The sequence below is a fragment of the Mesorhizobium sp. M2A.F.Ca.ET.046.03.2.1 genome, from assembly GCF_003952425.1.
Classification (GTDB): domain Bacteria; phylum Pseudomonadota; class Alphaproteobacteria; order Rhizobiales; family Rhizobiaceae; genus Mesorhizobium.
Map to the genome: position 1 here is coordinate 107,723 of NZ_CP034449.1, position 13,697 is coordinate 121,419.

Annotated in this window: 15 protein-coding genes; 5 read left to right on the forward strand and 10 right to left on the reverse strand. The window is 65.1% G+C overall.

The features are described from left to right. Positions 1 to 24: 24 nt before the first annotated feature. From EJ072_RS00615 to EJ072_RS00620, 3 genes are all read right to left on the reverse strand, one after another. Positions 25 to 968 (reverse strand): IS630 family transposase gene (locus tag EJ072_RS00615; RefSeq protein ID WP_189510039.1). Its coding sequence is split into 2 segments (ribosomal slippage): positions 25 to 632 and positions 632 to 968, totalling 945 coding nucleotides; the frame shifts between segments, so codons are not numbered across the junction. Positions 969 to 1,424: 456 nt separating this feature from the next. Further along, positions 1,425 to 1,571 carry a hypothetical protein gene (locus EJ072_RS35770; protein WP_189342223.1) on the reverse strand — a complete coding sequence of 49 codons (147 nt, stop codon included), beginning with the start codon at positions 1,569 to 1,571 and terminating at the stop codon, positions 1,425 to 1,427. A gap of 97 nt (positions 1,572 to 1,668) precedes the next feature. Continuing rightward, positions 1,669 to 1,902, reverse strand: a complete 234-nt coding sequence (locus tag EJ072_RS00620) for a hypothetical protein (RefSeq protein ID WP_126078134.1) — start codon at positions 1,900 to 1,902, stop codon at positions 1,669 to 1,671. 154 nt (positions 1,903 to 2,056) lie between these two features. Between EJ072_RS00620 and EJ072_RS00625 the strand changes: the two genes are divergently transcribed. Next, on the forward strand, positions 2,057 to 2,494 hold the full coding sequence (locus EJ072_RS00625; RefSeq protein ID WP_126078135.1) for a YqaA family protein: 438 nt from the start codon (positions 2,057 to 2,059) through the stop codon (positions 2,492 to 2,494). A 164-nt stretch (positions 2,495 to 2,658) separates the two neighbouring features. Here EJ072_RS00625 and EJ072_RS00630 read toward each other — a convergent pair whose 3' ends face one another. The 3 genes from EJ072_RS00630 to EJ072_RS37455 form a co-directional block, all read right to left on the reverse strand. Beyond that, on the reverse strand, positions 2,659 to 3,081 hold the full coding sequence (locus EJ072_RS00630; protein ID WP_126078136.1) for a hypothetical protein: 423 nt from the start codon (positions 3,079 to 3,081) through the stop codon (positions 2,659 to 2,661). A gap of 100 nt (positions 3,082 to 3,181) precedes the next feature. Then, entirely contained in the window at positions 3,182 to 3,727 is a 546-nt protein-coding gene (locus EJ072_RS00635; RefSeq protein WP_126078137.1) for a cytochrome c, read from the reverse strand. A gap of 36 nt (positions 3,728 to 3,763) precedes the next feature. Beyond that, positions 3,764 to 4,201 carry a multicopper oxidase domain-containing protein gene (locus tag EJ072_RS37455; RefSeq protein ID WP_292281143.1) on the reverse strand — a complete coding sequence of 146 codons (438 nt, stop codon included), beginning with the start codon at positions 4,199 to 4,201 and terminating at the stop codon, positions 3,764 to 3,766. Between the two features lie 636 nt (positions 4,202 to 4,837). On the opposite strand from EJ072_RS37455, the gene EJ072_RS00645 reads away from it, so the two are divergent. Continuing rightward, positions 4,838 to 6,373, forward strand: a complete 1,536-nt coding sequence (locus tag EJ072_RS00645) for a tlde1 domain-containing protein (protein WP_245467145.1) — start codon at positions 4,838 to 4,840, stop codon at positions 6,371 to 6,373. 242 nt (positions 6,374 to 6,615) lie between these two features. Then, the gene (locus EJ072_RS00650; RefSeq protein ID WP_126078139.1) at positions 6,616 to 7,857 is read left to right on the forward strand and encodes a glycosyltransferase; all 1,242 of its coding nucleotides are present in this window, start codon (positions 6,616 to 6,618) and stop codon (positions 7,855 to 7,857) included. A gap of 2 nt (positions 7,858 to 7,859) precedes the next feature. Here EJ072_RS00650 and EJ072_RS00655 read toward each other — a convergent pair whose 3' ends face one another. Then, positions 7,860 to 8,000: a hypothetical protein gene (locus EJ072_RS00655; protein WP_189343182.1), complete on the reverse strand. Its 141-nt coding sequence runs from the start codon at positions 7,998 to 8,000 to the stop codon at positions 7,860 to 7,862. A 155-nt stretch (positions 8,001 to 8,155) separates the two neighbouring features. Here EJ072_RS00655 and EJ072_RS00660 point away from each other — a divergent pair, with 155 nt between their 5' ends. Both EJ072_RS00660 and EJ072_RS00665 read left to right on the forward strand, forming a co-directional pair. Beyond that, positions 8,156 to 8,941, forward strand: coding sequence for a ThuA domain-containing protein (locus EJ072_RS00660; RefSeq protein WP_126078140.1), 786 nt, complete (start codon positions 8,156 to 8,158; stop codon positions 8,939 to 8,941). 97 nt (positions 8,942 to 9,038) lie between these two features. Beyond that, a complete protein-coding gene (locus tag EJ072_RS00665; protein ID WP_126078141.1) occupies positions 9,039 to 10,097 on the forward strand; it encodes a Gfo/Idh/MocA family oxidoreductase in 1,059 nt (352 codons plus the stop codon). Between the two features lie 135 nt (positions 10,098 to 10,232). Here the strand turns inward: EJ072_RS00665 and EJ072_RS00670 are convergent, their stop codons facing one another. The 3 genes from EJ072_RS00670 to EJ072_RS00680 all read right to left on the reverse strand — a co-directional run bounded on the left by EJ072_RS00670 (position 10,233) and on the right by EJ072_RS00680 (position 13,682). Then, on the reverse strand, positions 10,233 to 10,955 hold the full coding sequence (locus tag EJ072_RS00670; protein WP_126078142.1) for a 3-keto-5-aminohexanoate cleavage protein: 723 nt from the start codon (positions 10,953 to 10,955) through the stop codon (positions 10,233 to 10,235). Between the two features lie 167 nt (positions 10,956 to 11,122). Beyond that, a complete protein-coding gene (locus tag EJ072_RS00675) occupies positions 11,123 to 12,055 on the reverse strand; it encodes a dimethylarginine dimethylaminohydrolase family protein (protein ID WP_126078143.1) in 933 nt (310 codons plus the stop codon). A gap of 31 nt (positions 12,056 to 12,086) precedes the next feature. After that, entirely contained in the window at positions 12,087 to 13,682 is a 1,596-nt protein-coding gene (locus tag EJ072_RS00680) for an amidohydrolase (protein WP_189343183.1), read from the reverse strand. Between the last annotated feature and the right edge of the window lie 15 nt (positions 13,683 to 13,697).

The window sequence follows — 13,697 nt, forward strand, 5'->3', positions numbered from 1 at the left end:
AATACGATCTAGAGCGCGTCCTGTTTAATCCGGTTCATATCCTGCGGCTTTGAAGTAGTTGGCACATTCGGCTGGGGTGAAGAGGTCGACGACCGCACCGACCGCGTCCCACAAAGCGTTGATGGTCCTCTCGGCCTTTGCTCGCAGCAGCGCCTTGAGTTTGGCGAAGGCGTTCTCAATCGGATTGAAGTCGGGACTGTAAGGCGGCAGGTAGAGCAGGCTCGCGCCTGCGGCCTCAATCGCGTCGCGCACGCCGGCGGCCTTGTGGGCGGGCAGGTTGTCCATGACGACTACGTCGCCCTCCGACAATGTCGGGACCAGCACCTGTTCGACATAGGCCAGGAACACGTTGCCGTTCATGGCGCCGTCGTAGACGAAGGGCGCAGTCATGCCCGTCAGCCGCAGCGCTCCGGTGAAGGTCGTGGTCTTCCAGTGGCCATGCGGCACGCCGGCCCGGCAGCGCTCGCCGCGCGGCGCTCTTCCACGCAGGCGGGCCATCTTTGTGGAGAGGCCGGTCTCATCGATGAACACGAGCTTCGCCGGATCGAGGTCGAGCTGGCCGTCGAACCAGTCCCGGCGCCGGTTCAGGATGTCGGGGCGATCCTGCTCCAGTGCGTGCGCGGACTTTTTTTGAATGTCCAGCCGTGGCGGCGAAGCCAGGCGCTCAAGGCGCTGCGGCTGATGCGCACCGACTGCTCGGCGACGAGCCGCTCCACCATCTCGTTCAGCGTGATGTCCTTGCGCTCCTCGATCAGCCTGACGATGAAGGGTTCATGCGCATCGAGGCTGGAGGCGCGGCGGCGGCCCTGCGGGCGGGGCGCCAGTTCGCCGATCTTCGCCCGCGCAATCCAGCGGATCGCGCTGGACACTCCCACGCCGAACCGCGCCGCCGCTTGCCGCGCCGACATGCCCTCGTCCGAAGCCTTCAAGACCCGCGACCGAAGATCCATGCTCAATGCTTTTCCCATCGTCAACCTCCATCGAGGTGGACGTTGAATCAGCACAAAACGCAGCCGTCACATCACAATCGATTCATCGATCACAGGAAGTGCTCTAGAGCGCCTTAAGTTGTCGAAAGCGGAGCTGATCGACATTTAGTGCGAAGGCACTCGCCGATACTCAGTAGATTTTTGAAATCTGACGGATAAAAACGACTATGGCGCCTACGTCGCCCCGTCGAGCAAAGACTACAATAACTCACGGAGTGGTGGGGAGCGATGGGCGGCCCGGCTGCCTTGGGGGTGATACTGGGTTCGGCGGCCGGGCCTGACCGGAGTTTGCGAGGCCGCCGGCTGCAGGAAAGGATGCGCTCGCGCCCATGCGAGGGCAAGAACGACCTAGGCCCTAGGACCAAAGCTGCAAGCGCAGGGGCCGAGACGGACCAATCACAATCAGGCTGTAAACCACCTGAAGCCGGCCGCGCGTCAAAAGCCGAAATAATGCTGGCCGAAAAGATAGCCGAGCGCCGCGACCACCAGCGGAAACAGCGCCGGCGCCGCCCTGCTGAACAGCGAGGCGCTTATCTCCTTGGCTGGAGCGCTGGGTTTGGCATTGCCGAGGTTTTTGGTCATGGGCTTAGTACCGGTTGGGGCCAGTTGCCGGCGGAGCCATAAATTAGAAGTCGCTTATTAAGTTTCCAGCAAGCCCAATGCTACAATTCGCGGCAATTTATTCCGATTGCTGGGTGCGCTCGGCAAGCGCGAAAGCCTGGAGGTTGCGCGATTTGCCGGGATCCTGGTCGGCATTGGCGATGATGGCATGGAAGGCGGCGCGGGCGATGTCCTTCTTCCTGGCGTCGGGATGCTCCTTGCGCACCGCCTTGAGCAGGTCTTTCGGCTTCATATCGGGGGTGACGAGGCGCATCAGCGTGTCGCCTATGGCCTGCAATTCGCTGGCATCCATAACGATGACCCTGTTTTGACGACATAAGCCTAGCATATAGGGGAGCGAGCGCGTCACTTTCGTGATACGCGCCGGGAGCTGGGCGACGGTCGCCATGACCCAAGCCGTCGATAGTCAGGATCCGAAATGGCGAGAGGCGAACTGACGGACGGCAATGCTTGGTGACCTTGCCGCTTTCGGCGGACTTTTCCTGACCGCCTTCGCCGCCGCGACCATCCTGCCGCTGCAATCGGAAGCAGCGCTGGTCGGCTTTCTCCTGGCCGGGACCCATTCGCCGGCCGCGCTGGTTCTGGTCGCGACGATCGGCAACGTGCTTGGTTCGGTGGTCAACTGGCTGCTGGGCCGCGGCATCGATCGCTTCGGCGACCGCAAATGGTTTCCGGCAAAGCCTGCCGCGCTCGACCGCGCGGCGGCGCGCTATCACCGTTACGGACGATGGAGCCTGCTGCTGAGCTGGGCTCCATTTATCGGCGATCCGCTGACGGTGATGGCCGGCGTGCTGCGCGAGCCCCTATGGAGCTTTATCGCCATCGTCACCGTTGCCAAGACCGGCCGGTACCTGCCGGTGGCGGCCGCGACCCTCGGCCTCTAGCCTAAAGAACTCATGGCGCAGGCATCCAGCCGTGAATTCTCGCCATAGCAAAGCCGCACGGCCAGGGCGGCCGCGATATGTCCCTGCGGGCCGGCCTTGGCAAATCGCCAAGGCCTTCCGTTGAAGTTCGGGGGCTCTATCAAAGAGCTGGGTCGCTCTATCCTTTACGCGGGCACAAGGACGGCGATGCGATGCACGCCGACTTCCTTGCTGGTATTCGTCGCCTCGTCGGTCTTGCCTTTGGAGCAGGTGTACATGTCACCGACCTTGAGCTTGAACTCCTTGTCCGCCTTCTTGATGGTGAATGCGCCGGAAGTAATGGTGCATACCATGTCGTTATCCATCACACTTTGAGGAGCGTGCGCTCCGGGCTGAAACACCACGTCAACAATCGAGATGCTCTTATAGGCGGGAATGTCGGAGTTGCCGGTGCCGACCTCGACCACTCTGACGCCCGGCGCAATCTCCTTGCCTTCGTTCGCACCGTACTTCTTGGTTTTCGCAAATGTTGCCGTTGCGAACAGGGGAGCAACCGTTGCGGCCGACACGCCGAGCGCGATTGCAGACCTGCGATTCATCGTCTTCATCGCATCCTCCCTAAACCTGTCATGCACGGATGAGCATGGCCTCAGCATATTAGCACAAACTGATTTGATTGTGCGGAAAAGCGCGTGTCGGTGACCGCGTTTACTGTTGCTTTTGCCGGAACTTCGAATGGCAGCTCGTGCAGTCCTGCAGGATGAGGTGCAGGAGATGTTCCGCCGGCATCCTGGCCGGATCGGCTTCAGCCGCGCCCGGGCGCTTGCCGAGCAGGCTGCCGCCATCCATCGGCGGGCCGGTCATCCGCATGTCGGCGGTGATACCCGGCGGCGCGTTCCCCGCCTTGATCGCGAGCGCGTCGGCGAGCCGGCCGATATGGCGGGCGAGCGCCTCGAACTCCGGCCGGGCCTGGTCGATCTCCGGTCTGGCGGCCGATGGCGCGCCAAGCGTGCCCTGCGGGAATTCCCCGGTCAGGCCGCCGGCGCGGGCGCTCAGCGTGTCCGCCGCCGCCTTGAAAGCCGCTGGTTCATAGGCGCGCTTGCCGTCGAACATTTCGGCGATCGCCCTGGCGGCGGCCGCCATCTCCTTCATCGAGGCCTGGCGAGCGGCCACGATGGTGTCGCCGGGCCCCGCGGCCAGCGACGGGCCGGCGAGCGCCAGCAAAACCGCCCTCAGAATGATGCGAGACCTCATGCCTTAACGTCGATGATGCCCATCATGCCGAGCTGCTCATGCTCCCGGATGTGGCAGTGGTACATGCGCGCGCCCGGCCGCTCCTGGCGCGTGAGCCGTCTCGCCGCGCGCCACGTTGACCGTGTCCTTCCACGCCAGATAGGGCGGTTTGGCGATCGTGCCGTCGCGTTCGTGCTCGACAACCTGGAACTGCGTGCCGTGGATATGGAACGGATGATCCATGTCGGCCGGGTTGACGATTTCCCAAAGCTCGGTATCGCCGGCCTGGGCAACGGTGTCGACACGCCCCATATCGAACGCCTTGCCGTTGATCAGGAAGTCCATCCCCGTGCTCGCGGCATTCATCGTCATGGCCTCGGTGAGGAAGAGGCGGCGGCTGACGGTGGGAGCCCCAAGCGGCGCGATCGGCCTCAGTCGTCCGGGCAGCGGCGGCATCGCCTCGGCCGGCGTTTCGGAAACATCGACCGTCAGCATCTTTTTCTCCTGGATCGCGATTGGGAAGGACGCCGCGGGGACGATCCTTTGCGAACGCTACGGGTTCCAGTAACTGGAAGGTCAAGAGGGATATTCGCGGGCGGAAGCTGCCCCGACCGCGGTGACTTTTTTTAGTGTTTTTGTCCGGATGGCGCAAAAAGCGATCCTGGGCCGCCGGCCGATCGGCTGGTCCACAACATTTCCGGCCTGCCTGTTTCGAGGTTTGCCGAATAGTCGCATTTTGACCCCAATCGGCCTCTAGCCGGCTGAAGATGTCGTTTCCGTTGTTCACGGTTTCTTGACAGGGGCCGGAAAAACGGGCAGCAAAGCGGGTGAGGGAGAGCATTTTTACCGTGGCGAAGAACCATGGAGGGCTCTTTTTTCGTGTGAACCGTCGCCAAATCGGCGATTGGTGGAGGGATTGGTTAACCATCTTTGTCCATCTTTTGAATCAATCGGCAACAGACGCGTGAAGGTGCAGGGGGCACCGGCGAACTGTGATCGTGACGGGTGCCAGGTGCGAAAACCGGCATGCCGATTGAGAGTGGTCGTATGGCGTTTTTGCGTTTGAAAAACCGGGGTGACGCTCCTCATGGGGAGGTAACTTCGAAAAAGTCTGGTCATCGTTGGGTCCTGGTGCCTGCTGTCGGCGCCGCCCTCGCTTTATGGTCCGCCGCCACCTTGGCGGGGCTCTATTCGGTGAGGACCTCGCTGACCGCCGCTTCCAACGGATTGCCGCAGGGCATGCGCACCATCGCGCTTGGCGACCAGCGCCGGCAGATCGCCAATACCTGGGCGCCGCATCTTGGCGTCTATGGCGGCTACAAGGCGGGCTCGCTCACCAGCGGCTGCGATGCCGGCTGCTTCAGCCTCGCGACAAGCTTCAGGCAGGGCGGCCAAGCGGTTGAAAAACTGAAGAATAATGGCGGTGACAGCAAAATGGCGCGGCTCAAGCTGCCGTCGCCCGACAGCGTGGCGCATGAAAAGGTCGTGGTGGTGGCTTCGGCCGCCGGAGCCGCCGACCGCTTCGATGGCGTTGTGAAGCGCGCGGCGCTTTCGCCGCAGAAGCTTGCCGACGCCTTTGCCCGTGCCGAGAAGGCGCCGTTCCTGCTGGCCAGCCTGCCTTCGGCAAGCCGCTTCGGCGGCGCACAGCCGGACGCCCCGATCGAAGCGCGCTTCGGTTTGCAGCCGGCCGAGACCCCAGGCGCTTCCGAACTGGCGCTGGCGCTTGCCAACGTCGCGCCCGAGGATACGGCGGATGTTCCGACCGCCGTCGCGCTGCAAAACAGCGACGCGCCCGATGTCGCCGGCCCCGATGCTGCTAACAATGCGGACAATGGCCAGGACGGCGCGTATCAGATCGCCTCGCTGCCGCCGCAGGACGATTTGCCCGATGCCATTGCCGTGCCCGGCCTTCGCCCCCGCACCTCGCTGGAGCGCGCCACAGAAGCGCCCGAACAGAACGCGGCCAAGCCGCAGAAGCCGGAGGCCGTGAAGCCGCAGGCCGCCAAGGCCAAGCCGCAGCCGACCACGGCCGACACCGCGCAAAGCGCGCCGACGGCGGTTTCACCGAGAAGCGGCGACCAGGCCCTGCCCGGCGTGGCGAATTCGAAGCCGATAGTGGCCGACACCAAGCCCGGCAAGCGCAAGGCGCAGGCGTCGGAGATGCTCGCCTATGCCAAGCCGGACACGCCGGAGCGCGGCAACCTTGGTGGCGCCTTCCGCAGCCTGTTCAACGGCCCCTCGACGGGCAATGGCGTCGCCGTCTACGATATTTCGGCGAGGACCGTTTACATGCCCGACGGCTCGAAGCTGGAGGCGCATTCGGGCTACGGCTCGATGGTCGACCAGCCGCGCTTCGTCAACCGCAAGAATGTCGGCCCGACGCCGCCGGACACCTACAATCTGTCGATGCGTGAATCGCGCTTCCATGGCGTAGAGGCGATCAGGCTCACGCCGGCCAGCGGCAGCAACAAATACGGCCGCAACGGCTTGCTTGCCCACACCTACATGCTGCGCGGCGGCCGTGCGGAATCCAATGGCTGCGTCGTCTTCAAGGACTATCACCGCTTCCTTGCCGCCTACAAAAGCGGCAAGATCAAGCGCCTTGTCGTCGTCCCGCGCCTGACAAGCTCCCCCACCCGGGTCGCCCAGGAGGGCCGCGAGGGTTAAGCATGCCGCTGCCGGCGAACGTGTCGCCGGCATTTGTCAGTCCCCACTTGCTGGTCCGAAGGGCCTCGCGCCAAAAATGCGCTCGGGCCGCCATGCCGTCGGGCTTGCCGCCGTGACGGCAATCTCACCTGGGAAGCGATAACGACCTTCCCAGGATGTAGATATGGCGCAGCCCGGGCTTGCGGCAAGCCCCCGGGCATGGCGTATCAACGCTGCTCCGAAAAAAGAAAACGGAGCACGGAATGCGGATCTTGTTATCAACTTACGGCTCGCGCGGCGACGTCGAGCCTTTGGCGGCGCTGGGCGCGGCCTTGCAGGCGCATGGCGTCGATGCCCGGGTGAGCGCGCCGGGCGACGCGGAGTTTGCGGCGCTGGCCGCTCGCGCCGGCGTGGCTTTTGCGCCGGCCTTCGCACCGGTGCGCGAATGGGCGAAGGAAATGGTCAACCGGTCGCGATCGGCGTCGCCCGAGGACCGGGCGAGGCTCATCTCCGGCCAGGCGGCCGAGATCGCCGCCAGGCAATATGAGGCGCTGAGCGCGGCCGCCGAAGGCTGCGACGCGGTGGTGGCGTTCGGCCTTTTCCCATCCTACGCCGCCGCGCGGCTGGTCGCGGAACAACGCGGCATCCGTTACATGCTCGGCACGTTCTGCCCCATCTGGCTGCCGTCGCAGCACAACCGGCCGCACGAATATCCTGGATATCCGCTGCCGGCCGGCGTGACCGACAACCGGCTGCTGTGGGAAACAGACATCCGGACCAAGAACGCGCTCTTCGGCGAGGCGGTCAACGGCCAGCGCGCATCGCTCGGATTGCCGCCGGTGCAAAATGTCCGGAACTATGTCTACGGCAATCCCGTCCTGCTCGCCTGCGACCCGGTGCTGGGGCCATGGCTGCCCTCGGACCTGATCGACGCCGTGCAGACCGGCGCCTTCATCCTGCCGGACGAACGGCCCCTCCCCGATCGGCTCGACGCGTTCCTCGATGCCGGCCCGCCGCCGGTCTATGTCGGCTTCGGCTCGATATCGGTCGCCAGCGAAACCGGCCGCGCGGCCATCGAAGCGATCCGCGCCAGGGGCCTTCGCGCGGTCCTCGCACAGGGCTGGGCCGGGCTCGGCCTCATCGATGATCGCGACGACTGCTTCGAAGTGGGCGAGGTCAACCAGCAGGCGCTGTTCGGCCGCGTCGCCGCGGTCATCCATCACGGCGGCGCCGGCACCACGGTCGCCGCCGCGCGGGTGGGAGCGCCGCAGGTGATCGCGCCGCAGATCGGCGACCAGCCTTACTGGGCCAAGCGCGTGGCCGAGCTCGGTATCGGCGCCGCGCATGACGGCCCGATGCCTACGGTGGAGTCGTTGTCGGCTGCGTTGGAAGTGGCGCTGGCGCCAAAGGTCAGGATTCGCGCTGGAGAAGTGGCCAGCGAGATCCGCGCCGACGGCGCCGAAGCCGCAGCCAAGTGGCTGATCGAGTGGTTGGGCCGGCAGTGATCTTACTGCTTCAACTCCGCCAGCGCCTTTTGGGACGGCGCTGGCGAGATCTGGATCGGGCCGGAAAAGGGCTGATCCATTTCCATGATCAAATAGATGGCGGTGGCGACCAGCGCCGCCGACATGACGAACCTGCCGATCACGATGGTGTTGCGCGGCGCCCGGAAGCCGAAGCGTGCTTGCCAAGCGGGCGCGCGAAGACGCCATAGGCGGGGCTACGTCACGAACCCGCTTCCAATACCGGGCGAAGACGCTATCTATGGCGCGGGGCGGCTCCCAATCACTCACGAGGCAATCCATGACAATTCGCGCTGTCGTCTGGGGCGAGAACATCCATGAGCGGACCAATGAGGTGGTGGCCTCCATCTATCCGGAAGGCATGCATGCGACCATCGCCAAGGCGCTGAATGCGGACAAGGCGATCTCCGCCTCGACCGCGACGCTGGAGCAGCCGGAGCACGGCCTGCCGGAATCCCGCCTCGCCGAGACCGACGTGCTTGTCTGGTGGGGCCACAAGGACCATGGCGCCGTCGCCGACGAGGTGGTCGAGGGCGTTGCAAAGCGCGTCTGGGAAGGAATGGGCCTGATCGTGCTGCATTCCGGCCATTTCTCCAAGATCTTCAAGCGGCTGATGGGCACGCCCTGCACGCTGAAATGGCGCGAGGCCGGCGAGCGCGAGCGGCTCTGGGTGACCAGCCCCAGCCACCCGATTGCCGAAGGCCTGGGCGAGTTCTTCGAACTCGAGAACGAGGAGATGTATGGCGAGCAGTTCGCCGTGCCGGAGCCGCTGGAAACCGTCTTCATCTCCTGGTTCCAGGGCGGCGAGGTGTTCCGCTCGGGCCTCACCTACCGGCGCGGCGCCGGCAATGTCTTCTACTTCCGGCCCGGGCACGAGACTTATCCGACCTACCACGATGCGACGGTCCAAAAGGTGCTGCGCAACGCGGTGAAGTGGGCACATAACCCGCAAGGGTCGAAGCCCGCCATCCTCGATGCGCCGAACGTGCCGGTCGAGAGGGCGCTGGAGCCGATCGAGGAGCGCGGCGGCAAGCTGCACGCGCATGGCGAGGCCGGTTTCCGCTAAAGCGCTTCCTCTTTGCTCGGGATTGCGCGGAAACAGCGCCTGGGCCACATTCGCCTCGCATGATTGAATCGAACCAAATCGCTCGGAGGAGCAAGAAATGCGGCTTTTGATACTCGGAACCGGCTGGATGGCGCAGGAACATGCCCGCCGCTTCGGCGCCATCGAGTGCGTCGACATCGTCGGCGCGGTTGACGTCGATGCGGCTCGCGTCGGCGAGTACGCCGACGCCTACAAGATCCCGAAGCGCTTCACCTCGCTTGAGGCGGCGCTCGACTGGGGCGACTTCGACGCGGTCGCCAATGTCACGCCCGACCGCATCCATCATCCGACCACCATGGCGCTGGTCGCCGCCGGCAAGCCGGTGCTGTGCGAGAAGCCGCTGGCCGAGAATTTCGGCAAGGCGAACGAGATGGCCGACGCCGCGGAGGCCGCCGGCATCGTCAACATGGTCAACCTCACCTATCGCAACGTGGCCGCGCTGCAGAAGGCGCGCCAGATGGTCCGGGCCGGCGAGATCGGCACGGTGCACCATGTCGAGGCGTCCTATCTGCAGAGCTGGCTGGTGTCGAAATTCTGGGGCGACTGGCGCACGGATCCGAAATGGCTGTGGCGGCTGTCGCGCGGCCACGGGTCGAACGGCGTGCTGGGAGACGTCGGCATCCATATCCTCGATTTCGCCAGCTATGGCGCCGCGCTTGACATCGACCATGTCTTCTGCCGGCTGCGGGCCTTCGACAAGGCGCCGGGCAACCGCATCGGCGAATACCAGTTCGACGCCAATGACAGCTTCGCCATGACGCTCGATTTTTCCAACGGCGCCTTCGGCGTGGTGCATGCCAGCCGCTGGGCCACCGGCCATATCAACGAATTGCGCCTGCGCATCCATGGCGACAAGGGCGCCCTCGAGGTCGTGCACAATCTCGACGGCTCGATGCTGAAGGCTTGCATCGGCCCCAATGTCGAGAACGCCAAATGGGAGGAACTCGACGCAGGCTCCGTGCCGACCAACTACCAGCGCTTCGTCGAAGCGGTGAAGAGCGGCGCGCAGACCGAGCCCACCTTCCGCCACGCGGCTGGCCTGCAGAAAGTGCTGGACCTTGCCGTGGTGTCGGACGAGAAGCGGGCGGAGTTGAGGGCCGACGCGGATATGCAGTGAGGGCGTTTCCTCGCCCCGCCAAAGGCGGGGACAGGTGTCCGCGAAGCGGACGGAGAGGGGCCTTCGTAGGGCGCTCCCCTCTCCGTCTCGGCTTCGCCGAGCCACCTCTCCCCACTTCGTGGGGGGAGGAACGGGTCACGCTCCGCGATAAATCCCCACAGCCGCCGCTACCAGTGCCGCATTGCTTTCGGCCACGCTGCCGTCCGGCAACTCCTTCCCGTCCTCCAGCCCAACCCGCGTCGAGAATTTCCGCAGCGCCGCCCGCTGAACAAAAGGCCACACGGTCGCGTTCTCGCCATGCAGCAGGATCGAGCGGCGGATACCCTCGCGCTGCAGCACCTTTTGGATGCCGTTGGCGACGGCAAAGGCCTCGTCCAGCGCCTGTTCGGAAATCTCGATCAGCACGCGCAGCACCCGCCCGCCATGGTCGAGACTGGCAAGCCTGAGCGCGTCGCCGATCGAGGCCAGCCCGGCCTCGATGCCGACGCCGCGGCCGCGCAGGGCCTCCATCACTTCAGGCGCCGCCGCCTCGCTGAGATTGACCGACGCGTAGTCGGGCAGCTCGCGCCAGCCGGAGATGGCGACCAGCGTGCGAAGATCGTCCTTCTCGATCCAGGCGCCGGTGGAGACGCCGATCAACGTGCCCGGACAGGCTCTGCGGAGCGCCGCGACCGTCCTATCCATCGCCTCCGGCGCCAGGCTCTCTCGGCTGTCGGCGCCACGCGCATGGACATGCAGTTCGGCGGCACCCGCAGCAATCGAGGCCGCAGCGTCGCGCGCCATCGCCTCAGGATCGAGCGGCAATGCGGGATGGAAATCGGCGGGACGGGCGCCGTTGATGCAAGCCTGGACGATCATCTTTGCGGCAATCCTGTTTCGGCTGGCGGAAGCCTAGCGCAGGGCCGGGATGATCGGAACGGATATGGCGAAGTCTCCTGACAGGCCGGCCAACAAAAGAGAAATCCCCTGGCCCGACAGCCAGGGGATAAGCATTCCCCTTGGTGGTTTCGGACCTTGAAAGCCCGTTACGCCGGCACGCGCTTCAGCGCCTGCGCCATGCAGTGGATGCCGCCGCCGGTCTTGGAGATCTCGCTCATGTCGACGGCCGCGACCTCGATGCCGCGCGCCTTCAGCTGGCCAATCAGCGTCTTGCTCGACGTGGGCGCGATCACCCTGTCCTTGCCGAGCGACATGAAGTTGCAGCCGAGCGCCATCGTGTCCTGGAAGGGCACGTCGATGATCTCATGGCCCTTGCCTTTCAGCCAGTCGACGATGCCGGGCTCGGTGCAGGCGAGGCAGACGGCGGTGAGCTTTTCGGCGATCGGCACCACCATCAGATCGATGTGGACATAATATTCGTCGATGAAGGCAAGACGCGTCTCCCAGCCTTCCTTGTCGAACCATTCCTTCACCTGGCGGGCGCCTTCTTCCTGGGTGCGGGCGCCGCCGCAGCCGATCAGCACGACGCCCTCCTCGATGACGTTGAAGTCGCCACCTTCGAAGGTGCCGGCCGTCACCATGTCGTAGATCGGGATGCCGAGCTTCTCATAGGTGCGGATGGCGGCGTAGTTCTCGCCGCGCCGCCACCAGTTGGCCATGGCGGTGATGAAGGCGCCGTAGGGCGTCATGACGCTGGAGTCGCGCGAATAGACCTGCATCGGCAGTTCCGGCGTCGGCTCGTGCCAGTGGATATTGACGCCGAAATGCTCGTAGGCTGCGACGAGGTCCTTATGCTGCGCCTGAGCGATCTGGATGTTGCAGGGCGCCTCGCGCAGATGTTTCCTGGATAGCGAGCTGGTCGACAGGTGGCGCAGGAAGTTCGGCGAGCCGAGCAGCACGTCAGTCAGCACATCGGTCTCGTTGGCGAAGCCCCAGGCGGTCAGCGGCTTGGTGCCGCCATTGGGGTTGCGGCGCTGCAGCGAGAAGGGCTCGGCGACGATGCGGTCATGGACGGTCATGGGGTTCTCCTTGGACTGTTTTGTTGATCGGTCATGCGGTGGAAGCGGCCGGGATCCACCAGTCGCGCCCGCGCGCGGTGGTGACATATTCCGGCCAGCGGAAGTTGATCGGCGGTTCATAGTCGCAGAGCGGCGCGATCCAGTTCGAGCCGCCGATGCCGCCGCCGGTCCGCCTGACGAACTCGTCCATCGCGGCATCGCGCGCGGCCTTGTCCTCCAGCAGGCGCAGTGCCGTCAGCGCGACCGTCTTGGCGGCGCAGGTGACCATCGGATCGATGGTGGCGGAGATGCCGCCCAGCGCGTTCATCGCCCAGGATGGATAGACATGGCCCTTGGCCGCGCGCAGCGCCGGGCGGGCGATGTAGAAACGCGATGTCGGCGCGTGCCAGCTCATGTCGGTGTAGTCGTCGGAGGTGGAGTTCACCTGCGAGGGCGGCAGGTCGCGGCGCAGGATCGCCTCGGCCTCCTGCGGCGCGATAAGCCGCTCCAGCTCGTCGATGAACGGGTTTTCGGTCGCCTCGCCGCCGGCATTGACCTGGACCTCGCGCCCGATCGCCCTCGCCTCTTCGTTCCATTGCGGCGCGCCGACAGTGGAGAGCGCCTGATAGGTGATATCGGCCATGGCGTGGTTGGCGAGCCCCGGCCGCGACTTCGAGACCCAATGACGCTCGTAGCGGCAGCCGCTCATCCTGGCAGCGGCTTCGGCGTTACGGTCGAGCACCGCGGTCACCTGTTCGGCCATGGCGATGGTCGGCACGCGGATCATGTACTGGATCTCGGCAAGGCCGGCCGGCAGATTGTCGGCGGTCGCCTGCCCTGCCGTCAGGATCGCCTCGCTGATCGACCAGCCGCCCTGATGGGTGAGCATGGAATCGCGCAGCGCCTTGGAGGCCATGTACATCATCATCAGCGCGTCATTGGCGCCGGGCGCCCGCACCGCCGAATGCGCCTGCGGGATGGGTGCTGCGTCGCTTGCCGCGCGGCCCCAATTCTCGGGCTCGTCGCAGACGAAGCGGTAGATCATCGAATAGGCGGCGCCGCAATGCGTGTCCCAGCGCGCGGTGTTGCAGAGCGGCAGCATGTAGAAGGGATGGAAGGAGATCATGCCGGCAAGGCCGTCATAATAGCCTTTTGCCGCATGGATCGGTTTCGAGCCCCGCACCTTCTCGGCCGGCTCGCCGGTGAAGCGCAGCGTGCCCTTGATGCCATGCTCCAGCATCGCCGCCTTAGTCGCGAGCAACCCGCCGAGGCTGCCGATGCCGAGGCCCGAATGCGGATCGGTGTGGCCGCCGGCCTGAAATCCCAAGCCTTCTCGCGGCCGCTTCACCGTCGCGGCGTCCTGGCAGTTGCCGGGCACGGCGTCATACTCGCCATACATGCCGATCACCGGGCCGTCGCCATTCGTCCAGTGGGCGCAGAAGGCCGTCGGCATGCCGCCGGAGCCTTCCTCGACCGAGAAGCCTTCGCGCTTCAGCCGCTCGACATACCAGGCCGCCGATTGATATTCGCGCCAGGCGGTCTCGCCGAAATCGAAGATGGTGCGCGTCCAGGCCGACAGCAGCGGCTGGATGCCGTCGATGCAGGCAAGCGCGGTTTCCTGCGCTGAACTCGTCACCGGTTTGTCCATGGTGCAAGAAAAGCA